Here is a 19692-nt window from a genome sequence, read left to right on the forward strand (position 1 = left end):
ATTGTTTTCTCCTGGGGCGTTGGGTTTGTGGCGGCTTAGATTGCGTCGGTATCGGTTTCGCCGGTACGGATGCGAATCGCCTGTTCCAGATTGACCACGAAGATCTTGCCGTCACCGATCTTGCCGGTGTTGGCGGCCTTGGTTATCGCCTCGATAACCCGGTCCAGATCCTTGTCGTCAATGGCGACATCGATCTTCACCTTGGGCAGAAAATCGACCACGTACTCCGCGCCGCGATACAGCTCGGTGTGACCCTTCTGCCGACCGAAGCCTTTGACTTCAGTAACAGTAATGCCCTGCACGCCGATCTCGGACAGCGACTCGCGCACGTCGTCCAGTTTGAACGGCTTGATGATGGCAGTGACTAGCTTCATGAAAACTCTCTCCCGAATTGGTGGACTTGCCCCAGGAAAACAAACCCGACTCAAGTCTAAGCGCAGTGCCTGGCTTTGTAACGCATCGTTCGGCCTTACCTGCCCGTCCGACGCCAGCTAACCACTCCGCACGAAACTTCCCCCGTTCCGCTTGGCGCACTGCATTCGTCACAGCGACTGCATCAGTGCATGGGTCATCAGCGACTAAGCAGAAAGCTTGCCATCTATCCAAAACCCATTGATTTCAATGCCTTGGCCGCTGCCGTAAAGCCTATCGCCCGATTGACGCAACCGTTACGCACAACAACAGTGCGCGGCTGCCCACTCGACTGCGCGAAAAGCGTGCATCGCTGCTGCCGAGATTGACTATAGACACTGCGTGATACACTGCCCGCCATTGTTGACAGGACATTTCCCATGCTCGCGCCCAAAGACTTCCTCGACGCCCTGAGCGGCACCGCCTCCCGCCTCTTCAGCGGCGACACCCCACTGCCAAAAAGCGAAATCGAAAGCCAGTTCAAGGCTTTGTTGCAGAGCGGCTTCAGCAAGCTGGATCTGGTGAGCCGGGAAGAGTTTGATAGCCAGATGGTCGTACTGGCACGCACCCGCGCACGGTTGGAAAGCCTTGAGGCGAAAGTGGCGGAGCTGGAAGCGAAGCTCAATCCACCGACCGAGTAACCCCACCAATCCCCTTTGACAATGGGGTCCATGTGGGAGCGAGCCTGCTCGCGATAGAGTCACCACGGTGTTCCAGCAGCCCCTCGCTGGAACGACCACCCCTGTAGGAGCTGCCGAAGGCTGCGATCTTTTGGATCTTTAAGCCCCGCAAACATCCCGGCAACGTCCTACAAGAAAACCACCGCCGTCCGATTGCGCCGCAAAGCCCCGGTTCCTAAGCTCACCTTCTGCTGAATGTTCAGCACTGGGTTTGGCGACCTGGAACCAAGCTATGCACCGCAACCTTGTTCGATATGAGGTATTTCTTCCTCGATCCGAATTATGGCGGCTGTGTGTGGGAGACCTTAGGGTCTGCCGGTATTCGCTTGGCCGGTTCGCCAACCCGCACACAGCTGCCACCCTTATTGTTTGGCGACGATAAACGGCAGTTATTTATCAAGCGAAACTTGGGTACTGCACCATGGACGAAAACTATCTAACCCCCCACGTCTTCACCCGCCACAAACTCCACCTCCACGCCCTCCTCCTGGAAAACCAAGCCTGGTTCAGCGCACGTGACCTCGGCCGATTGCTCCGCCTCTTCCTCGACGAACGAGCGCTACGCAAACTCGATCCCGACCAACACCAGAATCTGCAGATGCTCATCCACGGCACCGTTGAAGACGCACTGCTAATCAGCGAATCCGGCGTCTACGCGTTACTGATCTACCACTACTGCCCCGAATACCGAGGCCTGCGCGAATGGCTGACCCACGACGTGGTGCCAGCCCTCAGAGACGCCCAACAACCCTCCTCAACCGAACGCCCGATCCTGAGCCTGCTGAATTGGCCGGAAATGTCATTGAGTTTGCTGCACTGGAATAACCAGCCGTGGATTCGGTTGCAGGATGTTCCGCAGCTGCTGCCGAATGAGGAACGACCGCGAAGTCCGGTCAATGCGCCGTGGTGGAAGCGTGCTTCGCGGGTGCTGCAGTCTTTTTAAGCTCCCGAAGCTCAACCACGCTCGATTTCGGCCCTGCGCTGATCGTAGGTCGATTGCAGGTTTAGCCAGAACTCGGGCGTCGTTTTCAGGTAGAGCGAGAGCTTCTTTGCGAGCTCAGGACTGATACCACCCTCCTGCATCACAAGGGCTCTCACGTCACCCGCGCCTTCATTCAACAAGCTAGCTAACCCAGCCGCCGTAATGCCCAGAGGCACTAGAAACTCCTTTTCAAGGATTTCGCCAGGATGAATCGGCCGAATTCCAGAATTGCTCATTTCCCCTCCTGAGGGCTCGATCAGCTGTGATCATAAGCAGCCACCTCGATCCGACAAGTGCGTTCGTGAGTTTTCACCGAAGTCCTTCATTTATCCAAGACCGGTCCTACAAAAAACTAGCTGCCGCGGCTGATTACGCCTAAATACCGGCCGCGACATAACCTTTGTAGCAGCTGCCGAAGGCTGCGTTCGGCTGCGCAGCAGCCGCGAAATCAGATCACGCGGTGCATCAGGCAGACCGCACAACTTGAATTTACGACTGCTGCGCAGTCGAACGCAGCCTTCGGCAGCTGCTACGGATTGCGTTGCGGCGTAACTGACTGGAATCAGCTCGCCCCCCAGCAACATCCTGCGAAAGTTTGGTTACTCCGCCGCCACGCTAAATCATCTGCCCACGACTACCCTTCAAAAAACCGCAGGAAGCGGTCCTCGTCAGCTCAAGGAACGACCATGTCCCTCTCCATCGTCCACAGCCGCGCCCAGGTCGGCGTAGAAGCACCCGCCGTCACCGTAGAAGTGCACCTGGCCAACGGTTTGCCGTCGCTGACCATGGTCGGGCTGCCCGAGGCGGCGGTGAAGGAAAGCAAAGACCGGGTGCGCAGCGCGATCATCAATTCCGGCCTGCAATTTCCGGCACGGCGTATCACCTTGAATCTCGCTCCCGCCGATCTGCCAAAGGACGGCGGGCGATTCGATCTGGCGATTGCCCTGGGGATTCTCTCGGCCAGTGTGCAAGTGCCAACATTGACGCTGGATGACGTGGAGTGCCTGGGAGAGCTGGCGCTGTCGGGGGCGGTGCGGGCGGTTCGGGGTGTGTTACCCGCTGCGCTGGCGGCACGCAAGGCCGGGCGCACGCTGGTAGTCCCGCGAGCGAATGCCGAGGAGGCCTGCCTGGCTTCGGGGTTGAAGGTGATTGCGGTGGATCATTTGCTGGAAGCGGTCGCGCATTTCAATGGCCACACGCCCATCGCCCCCTACGCTTCCAACGGTTTGCTCTACGCCAGCAAACCCTATCCAGACTTGAACGAAGTTCAGGGGCAACTTGCGGCCAAGCGAGCCTTGCTGATTGCGGCGGCGGGTGCTCATAACCTGTTGTTCAGCGGTCCGCCGGGGACGGGGAAAACGTTGTTGGCGAGTCGTCTGCCGGGATTGTTACCGCCACTGGCCGAGAGTGAAGCGCTGGAAGTTGCGGCGATTCAATCGGTCGCCAGTTGTGTGCCGCTGAGTCATTGGCCACAGCGTCCCTTCCGACAACCACACCACTCCGCTTCAGGCCCCGCATTGGTGGGCGGTGGCTCGAAACCGCAACCTGGCGAAATCACCCTCGCCCACCATGGCGTGCTGTTCCTCGATGAGCTCCCGGAATTTGATCGCAAGGTATTGGAGGTATTGAGAGAGCCGCTGGAATCCGGCCACATCGTGATTTCCCGCGCCAAGGATCGAGTGAGGTTTCCGGCCCGCTTTCAATTAGTGGCCGCAATGAACCCGTGCCCCTGTGGATATCTTGGCGAGCCCAGTGGTAAATGCAGTTGTACACCGGACATGGTCCAGCGTTACCGCAACAAACTGTCGGGCCCACTGCTGGACCGCATCGATCTGCACCTGACGGTTGCTCGCGAAGCCACGGCGCTGAATCCTGCCTTAAAACCCGGTGACGACACTGCCACCGCCGCCGAGTTGGTTGCCGATGCACGAGAACGGCAACAAAAGCGCCAGGGCTGTGCCAATGCATTCCTCGATTTACCGGGCCTGCGCAGACACTGCAAGTTATCCACAGTCGACGAAACCTGGCTGGAAACAGCGTGTGAACGGCTGACCTTGTCCCTTCGAGCGGCCCATCGACTGCTCAAGGTTGCTCGCACCTTGGCGGACCTTGAGCAAGTCGATGGCATCAGCCGTGAACACTTGGCCGAAGCGCTGCAATATCGGCCGACAACACTCTAGCCGGCGTCACCCCTTGGTGAGATCAACCAACGGCGTCTGCCGCACCTCAGTCTCCCGCCCACCCTGAATCTCGCTCACCCGCTTCAACGCCTTATCCACAGCCGCCTTATCCGCCAACAAGCTGTAGCTGATCCCGAACTGCTTCTGTTCCTTCGGCCCAATCGTTGGCACCAGGTTCAGTGGCCGCTGATACCGGCGGTTGTAGGAAAAACTCGTCCCCGGCTCCAGCCCCGTGACATAGCCCTGCCCTTGGGTATCGGTGTTTTTCCACAGGGAGAACACCGGCAGTGTTTGAGTATTGAAGCCGACCGAGACACCCAGGCTGCCGGCCTTGTTATGCAGCACGGTCAGCGTATCGCCCTTGGCATCGGCATACGGCACCACGTTGTAAACCGTTTCGTCGTAGTCCTTGGTCGGTGCACGGTAGGTTTGCCAGTCCGGCAGATCGCCTTTGGCCTTGTCGTTGAACGGCGATACCTGTTTCACCGGCGCGGCGAAGCGGGCGCCCTGTTCCAGGAATGGGGTACTGAAATTGCTGTGATACAGCGCCTGGTATTCCTTCGGATAGTCGCCATTGTTGGTCAGGGTGTCGTTGAGGGCGAACGCTACGCTGCCGGGTTCGGTGACCAGTTCGGTCGCGACGGAGAAATCGACTTTCTTGAACGCCTGTTCTTTCAGCTCACCGCGCAGGGTGATGGCGTACGGCGGTTTTTCATCGATGTGCAGGGTGACTTTGTTCGCGGGGATGTTGGCGGCGCGACCGTGCAGGGTCAGCAGTTCGCCGTTGTCGATGCCGGGATGGCCGACCCATTCGTAGCCGCAGCGGGTGACCAGTTCGTTGAAACCTTCCAGCCAGCCCAGGCCTCCGCGGCCGTTGAGCTCGATGAAGGATGGATTGACCACTTCCTTGACCGGCGAATCCCAGCCCATGCGCACATCGCCGACCGAGGCCTGCAGGACGTTCATGCCGCGAGTCGGCACCACCGAGAGTTTCATTGTGCCGTTATCGATGTCGACGATGCTGACACCCTCCTGTCGACCGCCATGCAAAGTGCGTAGGGTCACACTGAAGGGTTTGTCGGTTTTTACACCAAGTTGCTGGCTGGTGATCTGCCAGTTCTGGGCGGCTTTGTCGGTGTCGAGCAAAACATAGTCCCAGGCCATGGCTTGGGAAGCAGCGGACAGTGCGCTGAGGGCAACGATAAGTTTGAGCGGGGTCATGGCAGCAGCCTTTCTTGGAGTTGTGCCATTTTTATAGACTTGAAGAAACGTTTCAGCAAGCATAAAAATCGAGACACTGGTGCTAAATGCCAAGGAAGACGACTAGAGAGGAATTGATCCGCAGATTTGGAACAAATCGGAATTGAGTCGATCCCTTCGCGAGCAAGCCCGCTCCCACATTAGATTTGCGGTGAACACAATATGTGTGAACACCCGAGACCAAATGTGTGCGGGCTTGCTCGCGAAGGCGATTTCAGAGGCGACTCAACGAAACCGGTCAACCTCATGCCGCAAGTCCGCCGCGAGCTTCTCCAGCTCTTTGGCAGTCACAGCCAGGTTGGACACTACTTCGCGCTGCTCACTGTTCGCCAAAGCGATGCTTTGCAGATTGCTGCTGAGCAAGGTCGCGGTGCTGCTTTGTTCCTGGGTCGCGGTGGTGATGGCGGCGAATTGCTGACCAGCCGAGCGGCTTTGCTCATCGATCCGTGCCAGGGCCGAAGCGACGTTGGCGTTGCGCGACAGGCCTTCCTGCATCAATACGTTGCCCTGCTCCATGGTGCTGATGGCGTTGCCGGTTTCCTGCTGGATGCTTTGAATCATCCCGGAAATTTCGTCAGTGGCCTGGCGGGTGCGTGAGGCCAGGTTGCGCACCTCATCGGCCACCACCGCAAACCCACGGCCCTGCTCACCGGCGCGGGCGGCTTCAATGGCGGCGTTCAGCGCCAGCAAATTGGTTTGCTCGGCGATCGCGGTAATCACCCCGACAATGCCGCCGATTTCCTGGGAGCGCTGCCCCAAGGTATTGATCACCGTCGCGGTGCTGTTCAGTGCACCGGCGATTTGCTCCAGGGACGAGGACGCTTCGTCCATCGACGTACGACCGATCTGGGTTTGCTGTGCGTTTTCCTGCGCCAGACGCTGGGTGTTGCCCATGTTGTCGGCGATGTTCAGCGAGGTGGCGCTGAATTCTTCTACGGCGCCGGCCATGCTGGTGATTTCGCCGGACTGCTGCTCCATCCCTTCATAGGCGCCACCGGACAAACCGGATAACGCCTGGGCACGGCTGTTGACCTCTCCCGACGCTCGGCGGATGTGCTCGACCATGGTCGACAGGGCTTGGCTCATCTGGTTGAAGGCGCGGGCAAGTTGGCCGATTTCGTCATTGCTCGACACGTTCAGGCGAACACTCAAATCACCGGCACCCAAGGCTTCGGCTTGACGCACCAGATCACCCAGTGGCGCCAGTTTGCTGCGCAGCAACCAGACCGCCGCACCGACCGCCAGCAACATCGCCAGCAAACTGCCGATTGCCAATTGAATGCCGACGTTCCAGGTCACCGCGCGGATTTCGGTTTTCGGCATGCTCGCCACCACCGACCACGGCCCGCCTTCGAACGGCACGGCAACACTGTAAAAATCTTGCGACTTGTCGTTCCAGAAGTCGCCTTTGCCCGGTGTCTTGGCCAGACCGACGATGCTCGGGACCGCCTGATCCAGCGCTTGTACACCGGCAATCGGCACCAGCCATTTGTTCTGCTCATCCAGCAGTGCCAAGGAGCCGGTCTGGCCGATACGGAAGCGTTTGAGGTTGGCGAACTGTGCGTTCTGCGCGTCGGTGTAATCGAATCCTACATACAACACGGCAATGACCTTACCGCTGCTGTCACGTACGGGGGTGTACTGCGACATGTAGAAGCGTTCAAAAAGCAAGGCTCGACCCAGGTAGCTCTGCCCCGCCATCAAACGGGCGTAAGCCGGGTTTGCGTGGTCGAGCAGAGTGCCAATGGCACGGTTGCCGTCTTGTTTGGTGACATTGGTGCTGACCCGAATGAATTCTTCGCCGCTGCGCACGAACACGGTCGCGACGCCTGCAGTCATCTGCTTGAACTCGTCAACTATCTTGAAGTTGTTGTTCAGCACTTCACTCCCCAAACGCAGCCCAGGAGTCTGCGTGCCCGCCACGGCTACCGGTTCGTCCGGATGCACGCTCAGGCCAGTACTGAATCGCTGCTCGAACAGGCCGGCCAGGCGCTGGGTGCTTTCACGCAAGGTGCCGTGAAAGGTGCTCAGCTGATCGGCAAGCAAGCGGGCCTCACTGGCCAGATGCTCTTCGCGGGTGGCGAGGTTGGCGGTGTCCAGCGAGCGCAGGGCGAACACGGTACTGCCGCTGATGACAATCGCCAGAATCACGGCAAGCGCAAGACCCAGCTGTGAGGCAATCCGAGCACGAGGTTGAGACATGACAGCTCCTGACCCAGTGGCCGGATCATTCTGATCCCATCGCACACTCGGCAAAATTTCTGATTGTGGGGAAAACATGGAGCCTGCACGAAGGTCCCATCAGCAGATTTTCGGCGGCAAAGCGGAATACTTGAGTAATTAACGGGGATATGGCTCAAGGCCGCCATTGCGGCGGCTCCATCGATTCAGCCCAAGCGTTCGACATCCGGTAATTCCATGGCCCGGACTTCGCCTTGCAGGAAATCACTGAGGCGGCGCAAACGTTCGCCGCCGGGGCGGGTTTTCGGCCAGACCAGGTAATAATTCTCACCACTGGCGACTGCCGTCGGCCACGGCAAACTCAGACGTCCCTGCGCGACATCCTCCGCCACCATCAGCAAATCGCCCATGGACACGCCGTAACCTCGGGCAGCGGCGATCATGCCCAACTCCAGCGTGTCGAACACCTGCCCCCCCTTGAGCGAGACTTGATCGGTCAGGCCCATGCGCTCCAGCCAGTTGCGCCAGTCACGGCGGTCCGGCGTCGGGTGCAGCAACTCGGTACTGGCCAGGCGCGCAACGTCCCACGGCTGATCCTTCAGAAGATTCGGCGCGCCCACCGGAATCAGCTCTTCGGGGAACAGGAAAGTCGCCTCCCAGTCCGGTGGAAAATGCCCGTTGCTGAGGATGACAGCGCAGTCGAAGGGCTCATGGTTGAAGTCCACCGTATCGATGTCCATCCAGGCGCTGGTCAATTGCACCTCGTTTCCCGGGCGCAAGTGTCGAAAACGGCTGAGCCGTGCCAACAGCCAGCGCATGGTCAGAGTCGATGGGGCCTTCATGCGCAGGATGTCGTCCTCTGCACGCAAGGTATTGCAGGCCCGCTCGAGGGCGGTGAAGCCTTCACGAATGCCGGGCAGGATCAGCCGCGCCGATTCGGTCAGTTGCAGGTTGCGCCCACTGCGATGAAACAGCCGACAGGCGAAATGCTCTTCGAGCGTACGAATGTGCCGACTGACCGCACTTTGCGTGATCGACAGTTCTTCGGCCGCGCGAGTAAACGAGCTATGCCGCGCCGCCGCTTCGAATGCTCGAAGGGCGTACAAGGGAGGAAGACGACGGGACATCAGGAAGGCTCCTATAGCGCGATGGAACCAACTTATCAGAAACTCCCCAGCATGAGTTTTAATCATGCCACCCATCCTTTTTATCCCTTTGTGCAAACCCCGCAGAGCGCCGAGAATCGACGCTTCCTGTTATCTCTGACAATCGAGCGTGATGACCATGCAGCATCCAGCGCGTATTGAACTCTGGGCCATCCTGCGGCTGGCGGGGCCGTTGATTGCCTCGCAGTTGGCGCACATGTTGATGGTCCTCACCGACACGTTGATGATGGCGCGCCTGAGCCCCGAAGCGCTGGCCGGCGGCGGTCTGGGCGCGGCGACGTATTCGTTCGTGTCGATCTTCTGCATCGGCGTAATCGCCGCCGTCGGCACCCTGGTGGCGATCCGTCAGGGTGCGGGCGACATCATCGGCGCGGCGCGGCTGACCCAGGCCGGGTTGTGGCTGGCCTGGTTGATGGCGCTGGTGGCGGGTTTGCTGCTATGGAACCTCAAACCGGTATTGCTGCTGTTCGGCCAGACCGAAACCAACGTCCGGGCTGCCGGCCAGTTTCTGTTGATTCTGCCATTCGCCCTGCCCGGCTACCTGAGCTTCATGGCGTTGCGCGGTTTCACTAGCGCCATCGGCCGGGCGACACCGGTAATGGTCATCAGCCTCGCCGGCACTGTGGCCAATTTCCTGCTCAACTATGCGTTGATCACCGGCATGTTCGACCTACCAAAAATGGGCCTGGTGGGCATCGGCCTGGTCACGGCGATCGTTGCCAACCTCATGGCGCTGGCGCTCGCGCTGCATATTCGTCGGCATCCGGCTTACGACGCGTATCCATTACGCCAGGGGCTGTCGCGGCCCAACCGTCAGTACTTGAAGGAGTTATGGCGCCTGGGCCTGCCGATAGGCGGCACCTATGCGGTGGAAGTCGGCCTGTTTGCCTTCGCCGCGCTGTGCATGGGCACCATGGGCAGTACGCAACTGGCGGCGCACCAGATCGCCCTGCAAATCGTCTCGGTGGCGTTCATGGTTCCGGCGGGGCTTTCCTACGCGATCACCATGCGCATCGGCCAGCATTACGGCGCCGGGCAATTGCTCGATGCGCGGCTGGCCGGACGGGTCGGGATCGCCTTCGGCGCCGCGTCGATGCTGGGGTTTGCCATGGTTTTCTGGCTGCTGCCGCATCAGTTGATCGGCTTGTTTCTGGACCACAACGATCCGGCGTTCCGCGAAGTCATCAACCTGGCCGTGAGCCTGTTGGCGGTGGCGGCGTGGTTCGAGCTGTTCGATGGCACACAAACCATCGCCATGGGCTGCATCCGCGGGCTCAAGGATGCCAAGACCACGTTCCTGGTGGGTTTGGGTTGCTATTGGCTGATCGGCGCACCGGCCGCGTGGTGGATGGCCTTCCATTTGAACTGGGGGCCAACGGGGGTCTGGTGGGGCCTGGCGCTGGGGCTGGCGTGTGCGGCGGTGAGCCTGACGCTGGCGTTTGAGTGGAAGATGAAGCGGATGATTCGGCGCGAGCCAGCGTCAGAGCAGAATTTCCAGGTCGCGCAGCCAGATTGAGATCCCTGTAGGAGCGAGGCTTGCCCGCGAATGGCATCACGCGGTGTATCAGAGACACCGCGTGATGCCATTCGCGGGCAAGCCTCGCTCCTACGGTACGTCGTTAAGCGAGCACAACCTGCTGACTGGAACCCAAGGTCAAATACTCAACCAGTTCCGCCAACGGCAACGGCTTGCTGATCAGATACCCCTGCACCTGATCGCAACCGAAGCCGCGCAACAAATCCAGTTGCTCTGGTGTTTCCACGCCTTCGGCGACCACTTCGAGGTTGAGGTTGTGTGCCAGGTTGATCATCGCGTGCACCAGTTTGCGATTTTCTTCGCGCTCTTCCATGCCGCCGACAAAGCTCTTGTCGACCTTCAACAAGGCAATCGGCAGGCTGTTGAGGTGCACGAACGAAGAGAACCCGGTGCCGAAATCGTCCAGTGAGAAGCGCACGCCCAAACGCCCCAGGGCGTCCATGGTCTGCTTGACCAGATCGCTGCGACGCATCACCGCGGTTTCGGTCAGTTCGAATTCCAGCCATTGCGCCTCGACGCCACGCTCGGCAATCAGCCGGCTCAGGGTCGACAGTAATTGGCTGTCCTGAAACTGCCGGAACGACAGGTTGATCGCCATGTGCAGCGCTGGCAGACCTCGTTCGCGCAACGCCTGCATGTCCCGCAAGGCCCGGGAAATCACCCAGTAACCCAGCGGCACAATCAAACCACTTTGCTCGGCCAGCGGCACGAATTCGCTGGGGGGCAGCAAGCCGCGTTCGCCATGACGCCAGCGCACCAACGCTTCGAGGCCGACGATCTGGCCATCCTCAAGGTTCAGGCGAGGCTGGTAATGCAACTCCAGCTCATCGCGGCGCAAGGCCCGGCGCAGCTCGCTTTCGAGGTCGGCGATGCTGCGGGCATTGCGATTGATCCGTTCGTTGAAAATGTGAAAGGTGCAGCCCTGAGTGCTCTTGGCTTGCTGCATGGCGATGTGCGCGTGCCACATCAATGGGTCGGCGCCGGCCTGCGCTCGTGCATGAGCGATGCCGAGGCTGGAACCGATCAACAGGCTCTCGCCATCGACCCAATAGGGTTCGGAAAGAGCTTCGGTAATGCGTTCGGCCATCCATTCGGCGCGCTGAGGGGCGCGGCGAGTATCGATCAACAGCGCGAATTCATCGCTGCCCAGCCGCGCCAGTTGATCGCTGGCCTCCAGTTGGCTTTTCAGCCGCGAGACCACTTGCAGGATCAACCGATCGCCAGCCTGATGGCCGAGGGCGTCGTTGGCGTGTCGAAAGTTGTCGAGGTCGAGGTGACCGAGGGCCAGGCCGCGACCTTCGTTGTCGGCCAGGCGCGCCGCCAGCAAGGTCTGGAAACCCTGACGGTTGGCGATACCGGTCAACGGATCCTGCTCGGCCAGGCGCTGCAAAGTGTTTTCCAGCACGCCGCGTTCACGCACATGACGCAGGCAACGGCGCAACATGCCGGGATCCAGCAGATTGCGCACCAGCCAGTCGCTCACACCGTCGGGCGGCGCCAGCGGCTCGTGTTCGAGCAGCAACACCGTCGGCAGGTTGCAACGGCCGGGTGCCGGCTGCAGAGCAGGAATCGTCAATAACACCGCGCTGCGGTTGTCATCGAACAGGTTGCTGACCGACTCCCAGCTCGGCGCGCTGAGCAGCACAGCCGAACTCCCCATCGGAGCCAGACACTCGCGCAACAACGCTGCCCACACCGGCTCTTCGGCCAGTAGCAGCAAACGCAAGGGTTCGACAGGCGTAGACAAGCTAGCTCCCTAGACTCTGCAAAGATGTAGGCGGCGGGCATTATGCCGCGCAGATAACCAATGACAAAATGACATCGGTTATCAAACACGGCTTTTGCGTCTTGAATACGAACATTAGACGCAAATTCACTGCGCATCCTGCGTGAAAGTAGCAAAACCGGCAAATAGAGATAGCGTGTTAAGTCACAAGTCGGAGAGAGCAGCACAATTCGCTGAGCCTGTTAAAATGCCGGCCCATTTCGCTAATGACTCCCTGATTTCGTATGTCCCGACTCAATCCCCGGCAGCAAGAAGCCGTGAGCTACGTCGGCGGCCCTCTTTTGGTGCTCGCCGGCGCAGGCTCCGGCAAGACCAGCGTGATCACCCGCAAAATTGCGCATTTGATCCAGAGCTGTGGCATCCGCGCCCAATACATTGTCGCCATGACCTTTACCAACAAGGCCGCGCGCGAGATGAAGGAGCGGGTCGGTACCCTGCTCAAGGGCGGTGAAGGCCGCGGCCTGACGGTCTGCACCTTTCACAACCTGGGCCTGAACATCATCCGCAAGGAACACGTGCGGCTGGGCTATAAACCGGGCTTCTCGATCTTCGACGAGACCGACGTCAAAGCCCTGATGACCGACATCATGCAGAAGGAATACTCGGGCGACGACGGTGTCGACGAGATCAAGAACATGATCGGCTCGTGGAAAAACGACCTGATCCTGCCGCCCGAAGCCCTGGAAAACGCACGCAATCCCAAGGAACAGACCGCCGCCATCGTCTACACCCACTACCAGCGCACGCTCAAGGCGTTCAACGCGGTGGACTTCGACGACCTGATCCTGCTGCCGGTAAAACTGTTCCAGGAACACGACGATATCCTGGAAAAATGGCAGAACAAGGTCCGCTACCTGCTGGTGGACGAATACCAGGACACCAACGCCAGCCAGTATTTGCTGGTGAAACTGCTGATCGGCAAGCGTAACCAATTCACCGTGGTGGGCGATGACGACCAGTCGATCTACGCCTGGCGCGGCGCCCGGCCGGAAAACCTGATGCTGCTCAAGGATGATTATCCATCCCTGAAAGTGGTGATGCTCGAGCAGAACTACCGCTCCACCAGCCGCATCCTGCGCTGCGCCAACGTGCTGATCTCGAACAACCCGCACGAGTTCGAAAAGCAGCTGTGGAGCGAGATGGGCCACGGCGACGAAATCCGCGTGATCCGTTGCCGCAACGAAGACGCCGAAGCCGAGCGCGTGGCCGTGGAACTGCTGACCCTGCACCTGCGCACGGATCGGCCATACAGCGATTTTGCGATCCTGTATCGCGGCAACTACCAGGCCAAGCTGATCGAGCTGAAGCTGCAGCACCACCAGATTCCATATCGCCTGTCCGGCGGCAACAGCTTTTTCGGACGTCAGGAAGTAAAAGACCTGATGGCCTACTTCCGGCTGATCGTGAACCCGGACGACGACAACGCCTTCCTGCGGGTGATCAACGTCCCACGCCGGGAGATCGGTTCGACCACGCTGGAGAAGCTGGGCAACTACGCCACCGAGCGAAAAATCTCGATGTACGCCGCCACCGACGAGATCGGTTTGGGCGAGCATCTGGACACGCGCTTCACCGATCGCCTGTCGCGCTTCAAGCGTTTCATGGACAAGGTCCGCGAGCAGTGCGCCGGCGAAGACCCGATCTCCGCCCTGCGCAGCATGGTCATGGACATCGACTACGAGAACTGGCTGCGCACCAACAGCTCCAGCGACAAGGCCGCCGATTACCGCATGGGTAACGTCTGGTTCCTGATCGAGGCGCTGAAGAACACGCTGGAGAAAGACGAAGAAGGCGAGATGACCGTCGAAGACGCCATCGGCAAACTCGTCCTGCGCGACATGCTGGAGCGTCAGCAGGAAGAGGAAGACGGCGCCGAAGGTGTGCAGATGATGACCTTGCACGCCTCCAAGGGTCTGGAATTCCCCTACGTGTTCATCATGGGCATGGAAGAGGAAATTCTCCCGCACCGCTCCAGCATCGAAGCCGACACCATTGAAGAGGAACGTCGCCTGGCCTACGTCGGGATTACCCGAGCGCGTCAGACGTTGGCGTTCACCTTCGCCGCCAAGCGTAAGCAATACGGCGAGATCATCGACTGCGCGCCCAGCCGCTTCCTCGATGAACTGCCGCCGGACGACCTGGCATGGGAAGGCAATGACGACACTCCCGTTGAAGTCAAAGCCGTCCGCGGTAATACCGCATTGGCGGATATACGCGCGATGTTAAAGCGCTAGAATTGGCTACTTTTTAACCGAACACTTTTTACACGCCAGGCGCACATGGCGTCAGTAGAGGAAAGCTTCATGGAAGCACTGCACAAGAAAATTCGCGAAGAAGGCATCGTGCTTTCCGACCAGGTCCTGAAAGTCGACGCCTTTCTGAACCACCAGATCGACCCGGCCCTGATGAAGCTGATCGGCGACGAATTCGCCACGCTGTTCAAGGATTCAGGCATCACCAAGATCGTCACCATCGAAGCCTCGGGCATCGCGCCGGCGATCATGACCGGTCTGAACCTCGGCGTGCCGGTGATTTTTGCGCGCAAACATCAGTCCCTGACCCTGACCGAAAACCTGCTGTCGGCGACCGTTTACTCGTTCACCAAGCAGACCGAAAGCACCGTGGCGATCTCCCCGCGCCACCTGACCAGCAGCGACCGCGTGCTGATCATCGACGACTTTTTGGCCAACGGTAAGGCGTCGCAAGCGCTGATCTCGATCATCAAACAGGCCGGCGCGACGGTTGCCGGCTTGGGTATCGTGATCGAGAAGTCGTTCCAGGGCGGCCGTGCGGAACTGGATGCGCAGGGTTATCGCGTTGAATCGTTGGCGCGGGTGCAGTCCCTGGCCGGCGGTGTCGTGACCTTTATCGAGTAATCCGCAACACCGCATTTCCCCTGTGGGAGCCAGCCTGCTGGCGATGGCCGTCTGTCAGTCATGAAGGTTTTGACTGACACGACGCCATCGCCAGCAGGCTGGCTCCCACAGTGGTTTTGTGTTGGCTGTTACTGCGCGGTGGCTTTGAGGCCGGTCAGCAGTAACCGCTGAAACAAATCCTCTTTCAAACCCTCCGGTTTCGTCAGCTGCATCCGCTCCAGGTGCAGCGGGAATTCCGACGGCTGCGGCGCATCCAGCGCAGCTTTACCCAACTCCAGAATCTCCGTCAGTTTGAACTTGCTCTTCAACCAGTTCAGCGCCCGCAATAAATCCCGTTCCTCAGCAGTGAAATCGCAGCCCAACGGATACTCCGGAAACAGATTCGAATGCCGAGCCTGAATGGCCTGCAAACGCTGTGGGCTGTTGTCGGCGAAACGCGGATCGAGGCGAAAATGCTTCGGCAGTTTGCCAACGCTCTGCGCCTGCTCGATCAGCCCTGGCTGAAAGCGTGAGTCGCTGATATTCAGCAACGCCTCGATCACCGCCGCATCGGTCTTGCCGCGCAAATCGGCGATGCCGTATTCGGTGACGACGATGTCCCGCAGATGCCGTGGGATCGTGCAGTGACCGTATTGCCAGACGATATTCGAACTGACTTCACCGCCCGACTCGCGCCAACTGCGTAGCAGCAGAATCGAACGCGCGCCTTCCAGCGCATGGCCCTGGACAACAAAGTTGTATTGCCCGCCGACACCGCTCAGCACCCGCCCGTCTTCGAGTTGATCGGCCACGCCGGCGCCGAGCAGGGTCATGGTGAAGACCGTGTTGATGAAGCGCGCATCGAGGCGCTGCAAGCGTTTGAGCTCTTCCTGACCGTAGAGCTCGTTGATGTAGCTGATGCGGGTCATGTTGAATTCGAGCCGCTTACTCTGCGGCAACTCGCGCAAGCGCTCGTAGAAACTGCGCGGCCCGAGGAAAAACCCGCCATGCACCGAGATGCCGTCAGTCTGCGTAGCTTCGTCCAGGGTGCCGGCATTCGCCTGCTGCTGGGTTGATACATCGGGGTAGACCTTACGCCGCACGATCCCGGCGTCGGCCAACACCAGCAAGCCGTTGACGAACATTTCGCTGCAACCGTAAAGGCCCTTGGCGAACGGTTCGGTGCCTCCTTCACGCTCAATCAATTGCGCCCACTGGCTGAGATTCAGCTCCGCCAGCAACGCCTTGTAACCGTCACTGTCAGCCTGCCGCGCCAGCAACGCTGCCGTCAGGGCATCGCCCATGGCGCCGATGCCAATCTGCAAGGTGCCGCCGTCGCGCACCAGCGTGCTGGCGTGCAGCCCGATGAAATGATCCTGGAAACCCACTGGCATATTCGGTGTGGAAAACAGCGTGGTGCTGTCCTTCGCGTCGATCAGCAGGTCGAAGGTGTCGATGCCGATTTCCGCATCGCCGGGCATGTACGGCAAATCGTTGTGCACCTGGCCCACCATCAGGATCGTTTCCCCCGCCGCCCGGCGTTTGGTGATCATCGGAAGCAGGTCGAGGGTGATGTCCGGGTTGCAGCTCAGGCTCAGGCGATCGGGATGTTCGCTGTGGCTGGCGACCAGTTGTGCGACCAGGTTCAAGCCGGCGGCATTGATGTCCCGGGCGGCGTGGCTGTAATTGCTACTGACGTAATCCTGCTGGGCCGGTGCGCAATCAAGCAGGCTGCCCGGCTGCATGAAAAACTGATTGATGTGAATGTTGGCCGGCAGGCTGTCGCGACGCAGATCGGCGAGGAAATCCAGCTCCGGGTAGTCGCCGAACACCCGCTCGATGAAGGGTTCGAGGAAGCGCTTTTGCAAGCCATCGCCCAATGGCGGGCGTCCGAGGCACAGGGCGGTGTAAATCGTCAGCTGCCGCTCGGGCAGTTGCGCGATCCGTTGATACAGCGCATTGACGAAGTGATTGGGCTTGCCCAGCCCAAGCGGCAATCCCATGTGGATATGCGCCGGCAACCGCGCGAGAACGTCATCGACCGCCTGCTCGATAGAACACAACTGCACCATCTGATCCTCCCGCCCGCTCCATGAATTGGGGTTGGACCGAGCTTGCCGGGTCTTTGCTGCAAAGCATAGCCTCAGGGGTAAATCGCAGGCACAAAAAAGCCGCTCGCAAGCGGCTTTTCGCTGAAAATGAAGGCTTATTTCAGGCCAGACATCTTCTGGATGGCGCCCTTGAGCTCAGCATCGGCGCAATCGGCGCAGGTGCCTTTTGGCGGCATCGCATTGATGCCGGAGATTGCTTTGGCGAGCAGGCCGTCAACACCACCTTCTTTCTTGGCGCGTTCGCCCCAGGCTGCAGCATCACCGATTTTCGGCGCGCCCAACAGGCCGGTACCGTGGCAAGCGTTGCAATGTTTCGCAATCACTTCGTCAGGGGTCTTGGCACCACCACCGCCACCAGCAGATGCTGCGACTTCCATCCCCTTGCACTCTTTGCCCTGCACACAAACCTGGCCAACTGGCTCAAGACGTTTAGCAATATCGTCGTTGGTCGCTGCTTGTGCGCTGACTGCCCAAAGGGCCAATACGGTTGCTGGTACGGCCAGCATTTTCATAATTAGATTCACGCGTTCACCCTCAATGGTGGCTAGTCACGCCCACGGCCACGGTTCGCAGGCGGGCGCAAGTATAGCGGTAAGCCCGCCACACTGAAACAACCCCAAAGTCGAAGGGGTCTTGTCGTGGGATGGGAATACAGCATGGGCGTCTCCACAATCCGGGCAGGACGCCTCTTCTCTTAGAAATTCGCCGGGGTAGCTGCGCTGATTAGTCGCGCCGGAGCATCGAACGGATTACGGAAACGGTGCGGCTTGGTACTTTCAAAGTAGTAGCTGTCGCCGGCTTCGAGCACAAATGTTTCGAGCCCGACCACCAGTTCCAGCCGCCCTTCCACCAGAATCCCGGTTTCCTCGCCCTCATGGGTGAGCATCTCGTCACCGGTATCGGCGCCTGGCGGGTAGATTTCGTTGAGAAACGCGATAGCCCGGCTCGGGTGAGCCCGACCGACCAGTTTCATGGTCACTGCCCCATCGGAAATATCGATCAGTTCGTGGGCTTTGTAGACGATCTGAGTCGGTTTTTCCTGCAGGATTTCTTCGGAAAAGAACTCGACCATGGACATGGGAATCCCGCCCAACACCTTCCTCAGCGAACTGATCGAGGGGCTGACGCTGTTTTTCTCGATCATCGAAATGGTGCTGTTGGTTACACCCGCGCGTTTGGCGAGCTCACGCTGGGAAAGACCTTTGAGCTTACGGATCGATTGCAGTCGTTCACCGACGTCCAATGCTGGAGCCTCCAGGGATTCAGGTTGCAGGAATATTGAGCGTTATCATGGCGACAGCGTTCAGTATTTACAACACTTGGGCCTGAATCCTGTTTGGCGAAGCGACTTTCGGTCGGGAACGTTTTTCGTCAGGCCCCGGAATAGAGCAGCGGCACCCGACGCAGGTTGCAGAAGATCTGGTAAGGAATCGTGCCCGCGGCCATCGCGACGTCACTGGCGAGGATATTTTTGCCCCACAACTCGACGGGCGAACCAAGGCCGGCTTGCGGCACGTCGGTCAGGTCGACACAGAGCATGTCCATCGACACCCGCCCCAGTAACTGACTGCGCTGCCCGGCCACCAGCACCGGCGTGCCGCTCGGCGCCTGGCGCGGATAACCGTCGGCATACCCCATCGCCACCACGCCCACGCGCATCGGCTTGGAGGTAACAAATTTCGCGCCGTAACCAATCGGCTCGCCGGCCGGCAGTTCGCGCACGCAAATCACTTTCGATTCCAGAGTCATCACCGGCTGCAGGCGGGACGCCACGGCATTGGCCTCTTCGAACGGCGTCGCGCCGTAAAGCATGATGCCCGGGCGCACCCAATCGCTGGGAATCTGCGGCCAACCGAGCACCGCCGGCGAATTACGCAGACTGATTTCAGCCGACAATCCCTGACGCGCCGCCTCGAACACCGCAACCTGCTCGGCGCTGGCCTGGCAGTGCAGCTCATCGGCACGAGCGAAGTGACTCATCAGCACGATCTTCGCCACTTTGCCGCTGGCCAGCAGCCGTTGATAGGCCGCCTGGTAATCCGCCGGATGCAGGCCAACCCGATGCATGCCCGAGTCAAGCTTGAGCCAGACGGTGATCGGTTTGCTCAGCGCGGCTTTTTCGATGGCTTCGAGCTGCCACAACGAATGCACCACGCACCAGAAGTCATGCTCGACGATCAGCGACAGCTCATCGGCTTCGAAAAAACCTTCCAGCAGCAAAACTGGCGCACGAATGCCGGCGGCACGCAGCTCCAACGCTTCTTCGATGCAGGCCACGGCAAACCCGTCCGCCTCGGCTTCCAGCGCTTGGGCGCAGCGTACCGCGCCATGACCATAGGCATCGGCCTTGATCACCGCGAGGGCCTTGGCCCCCGTGACTTCACGGGCGATCCGGTAGTTGTGGCGCAGGGCTTGAAGGTCGATCAGGGCACGGGCTGGACGCATGGCGGCAGACTTCTAGTCGGTCATTGAAAAAAACCGGCGCTGGCTGACAGCGTGAACCGCCAACAGCACCGGGAGAGGGATCTTTCTGGCTTGGCTTT

General features: G+C 59.7%; 16 protein-coding genes. 6 read left to right on the forward strand and 10 right to left on the reverse strand.

Annotation, left to right across the window (positions count from 1 at the left end):
• Positions 1 to 35: 35 nt before the first annotated feature.
• A complete protein-coding gene (gene glnK, locus PMI30_RS22145; protein WP_002555808.1) occupies positions 36 to 374 on the reverse strand; it encodes a P-II family nitrogen regulator in 339 nt (112 codons plus the stop codon).
• Between the two features lie 417 nt (positions 375 to 791).
• Between glnK and PMI30_RS22140 the strand changes: the two genes are divergently transcribed.
• Together PMI30_RS22140 and PMI30_RS22135 are read left to right on the forward strand one after the other, a co-directional pair.
• Positions 792 to 1052 carry an accessory factor UbiK family protein gene (locus PMI30_RS22140; RefSeq protein ID WP_008007559.1) on the forward strand — a complete coding sequence of 87 codons (261 nt, stop codon included), beginning with the start codon at positions 792 to 794 and terminating at the stop codon, positions 1050 to 1052.
• A gap of 460 nt (positions 1053 to 1512) precedes the next feature.
• The gene (locus PMI30_RS22135; RefSeq protein WP_008007561.1) at positions 1513 to 2034 is read left to right on the forward strand and encodes a BRO-N domain-containing protein; all 522 of its coding nucleotides are present in this window, start codon (positions 1513 to 1515) and stop codon (positions 2032 to 2034) included.
• A gap of 11 nt (positions 2035 to 2045) precedes the next feature.
• Here PMI30_RS22135 and PMI30_RS22130 read toward each other — a convergent pair whose 3' ends face one another.
• Positions 2046 to 2309 (reverse strand): HigA family addiction module antitoxin, encoded by a 264-nt coding sequence (locus tag PMI30_RS22130; RefSeq protein ID WP_008007563.1) that lies wholly within the window; start codon positions 2307 to 2309, stop codon positions 2046 to 2048.
• A 450-nt stretch (positions 2310 to 2759) separates the two neighbouring features.
• On the opposite strand from PMI30_RS22130, the gene PMI30_RS22125 reads away from it, so the two are divergent.
• Positions 2760 to 4253 carry a YifB family Mg chelatase-like AAA ATPase gene (locus PMI30_RS22125; RefSeq protein WP_007894770.1) on the forward strand — a complete coding sequence of 498 codons (1494 nt, stop codon included), beginning with the start codon at positions 2760 to 2762 and terminating at the stop codon, positions 4251 to 4253.
• A gap of 6 nt (positions 4254 to 4259) precedes the next feature.
• Here the strand turns inward: PMI30_RS22125 and PMI30_RS22120 are convergent, their stop codons facing one another.
• The 3 genes from PMI30_RS22120 to PMI30_RS22110 all read right to left on the reverse strand — a co-directional run bounded on the left by PMI30_RS22120 (position 4260) and on the right by PMI30_RS22110 (position 8821).
• Positions 4260 to 5474, reverse strand: a complete 1215-nt coding sequence (locus PMI30_RS22120; protein ID WP_008007564.1) for an aldose 1-epimerase family protein — start codon at positions 5472 to 5474, stop codon at positions 4260 to 4262.
• A gap of 264 nt (positions 5475 to 5738) precedes the next feature.
• Positions 5739 to 7715, reverse strand: a complete 1977-nt coding sequence (locus tag PMI30_RS22115) for a methyl-accepting chemotaxis protein (RefSeq protein WP_008007566.1) — start codon at positions 7713 to 7715, stop codon at positions 5739 to 5741.
• 185 nt (positions 7716 to 7900) lie between these two features.
• Positions 7901 to 8821, reverse strand: coding sequence for a LysR substrate-binding domain-containing protein (locus PMI30_RS22110; protein ID WP_007894759.1), 921 nt, complete (start codon positions 8819 to 8821; stop codon positions 7901 to 7903).
• A gap of 157 nt (positions 8822 to 8978) precedes the next feature.
• Between PMI30_RS22110 and PMI30_RS22105 the strand changes: the two genes are divergently transcribed.
• On the forward strand, positions 8979 to 10376 hold the full coding sequence (locus PMI30_RS22105; protein ID WP_008007570.1) for a NorM family multidrug efflux MATE transporter: 1398 nt from the start codon (positions 8979 to 8981) through the stop codon (positions 10374 to 10376).
• Between the two features lie 103 nt (positions 10377 to 10479).
• Here the strand turns inward: PMI30_RS22105 and PMI30_RS22100 are convergent, their stop codons facing one another.
• Positions 10480 to 12144: a putative bifunctional diguanylate cyclase/phosphodiesterase gene (locus tag PMI30_RS22100; RefSeq protein WP_008007572.1), complete on the reverse strand. Its 1665-nt coding sequence runs from the start codon at positions 12142 to 12144 to the stop codon at positions 10480 to 10482.
• A 263-nt stretch (positions 12145 to 12407) separates the two neighbouring features.
• Here PMI30_RS22100 and rep point away from each other — a divergent pair, with 263 nt between their 5' ends.
• On the forward strand, positions 12408 to 14417 hold the full coding sequence (gene rep / locus PMI30_RS22095) for a DNA helicase Rep (RefSeq protein WP_007894754.1): 2010 nt from the start codon (positions 12408 to 12410) through the stop codon (positions 14415 to 14417).
• Between the two features lie 69 nt (positions 14418 to 14486).
• The gene (locus tag PMI30_RS22090) at positions 14487 to 15059 is read left to right on the forward strand and encodes a xanthine phosphoribosyltransferase (protein ID WP_020799401.1); all 573 of its coding nucleotides are present in this window, start codon (positions 14487 to 14489) and stop codon (positions 15057 to 15059) included.
• A 128-nt stretch (positions 15060 to 15187) separates the two neighbouring features.
• Here the strand turns inward: PMI30_RS22090 and PMI30_RS22085 are convergent, their stop codons facing one another.
• The 4 genes from PMI30_RS22085 to alr all read right to left on the reverse strand — a co-directional run bounded on the left by PMI30_RS22085 (position 15188) and on the right by alr (position 19594).
• Positions 15188 to 17110, reverse strand: coding sequence for an acetyl-CoA hydrolase/transferase C-terminal domain-containing protein (locus PMI30_RS22085; RefSeq protein WP_008007576.1), 1923 nt, complete (start codon positions 17108 to 17110; stop codon positions 15188 to 15190).
• A 134-nt stretch (positions 17111 to 17244) separates the two neighbouring features.
• Positions 17245 to 17661 (reverse strand): c-type cytochrome, encoded by a 417-nt coding sequence (locus PMI30_RS22080; protein WP_032835058.1) that lies wholly within the window; start codon positions 17659 to 17661, stop codon positions 17245 to 17247.
• Positions 17662 to 17843: 182 nt separating this feature from the next.
• The gene (locus PMI30_RS22075; protein ID WP_007894746.1) at positions 17844 to 18392 is read right to left on the reverse strand and encodes a cupin domain-containing protein; all 549 of its coding nucleotides are present in this window, start codon (positions 18390 to 18392) and stop codon (positions 17844 to 17846) included.
• 128 nt (positions 18393 to 18520) lie between these two features.
• Entirely contained in the window at positions 18521 to 19594 is a 1074-nt protein-coding gene (gene alr / locus PMI30_RS22070; RefSeq protein WP_008007579.1) for an alanine racemase, read from the reverse strand.
• Positions 19595 to 19692 lie beyond the last annotated feature (98 nt).

Origin of the sequence: Pseudomonas sp. GM50, assembly GCF_000282375.1 — a bacterium.
In the GTDB taxonomy this organism is placed as follows: Bacteria; Pseudomonadota; Gammaproteobacteria; order Pseudomonadales; family Pseudomonadaceae; genus Aquipseudomonas.

What these genes read in the sequence shown, in the direction of transcription:
- rep (WP_007894754.1), top strand. Translation starts at nt 12,408, where the DNA reads ATGTCCCGACTCAATCCCCGGCAGCAAGAAGCCGTGAGCTACGTCGGC.
- PMI30_RS22130 (WP_008007563.1), bottom strand. Translation starts at nt 2,309, where the DNA reads ATGAGCAATTCTGGAATTCGGCCGATTCATCCTGGCGAAATCCTTGAA.
- PMI30_RS22085 (WP_008007576.1), bottom strand. Translation starts at nt 17,110, where the DNA reads ATGGTGCAGTTGTGTTCTATCGAGCAGGCGGTCGATGACGTTCTCGCG.
- PMI30_RS22125 (WP_007894770.1), top strand. Translation starts at nt 2,760, where the DNA reads ATGTCCCTCTCCATCGTCCACAGCCGCGCCCAGGTCGGCGTAGAAGCA.
- PMI30_RS22090 (WP_020799401.1), top strand. Translation starts at nt 14,487, where the DNA reads ATGGAAGCACTGCACAAGAAAATTCGCGAAGAAGGCATCGTGCTTTCC.
- PMI30_RS22120 (WP_008007564.1), bottom strand. Translation starts at nt 5,474, where the DNA reads ATGACCCCGCTCAAACTTATCGTTGCCCTCAGCGCACTGTCCGCTGCT.
- PMI30_RS22135 (WP_008007561.1), top strand. Translation starts at nt 1,513, where the DNA reads ATGGACGAAAACTATCTAACCCCCCACGTCTTCACCCGCCACAAACTC.
- PMI30_RS22140 (WP_008007559.1), top strand. Translation starts at nt 792, where the DNA reads ATGCTCGCGCCCAAAGACTTCCTCGACGCCCTGAGCGGCACCGCCTCC.
- PMI30_RS22105 (WP_008007570.1), top strand. Translation starts at nt 8,979, where the DNA reads ATGCAGCATCCAGCGCGTATTGAACTCTGGGCCATCCTGCGGCTGGCG.
- PMI30_RS22115 (WP_008007566.1), bottom strand. Translation starts at nt 7,715, where the DNA reads ATGTCTCAACCTCGTGCTCGGATTGCCTCACAGCTGGGTCTTGCGCTT.
- alr (WP_008007579.1), bottom strand. Translation starts at nt 19,594, where the DNA reads ATGCGTCCAGCCCGTGCCCTGATCGACCTTCAAGCCCTGCGCCACAAC.
- glnK (WP_002555808.1), bottom strand. Translation starts at nt 374, where the DNA reads ATGAAGCTAGTCACTGCCATCATCAAGCCGTTCAAACTGGACGACGTG.
- PMI30_RS22080 (WP_032835058.1), bottom strand. Translation starts at nt 17,661, where the DNA reads ATGAAAATGCTGGCCGTACCAGCAACCGTATTGGCCCTTTGGGCAGTC.
- PMI30_RS22110 (WP_007894759.1), bottom strand. Translation starts at nt 8,821, where the DNA reads ATGTCCCGTCGTCTTCCTCCCTTGTACGCCCTTCGAGCATTCGAAGCG.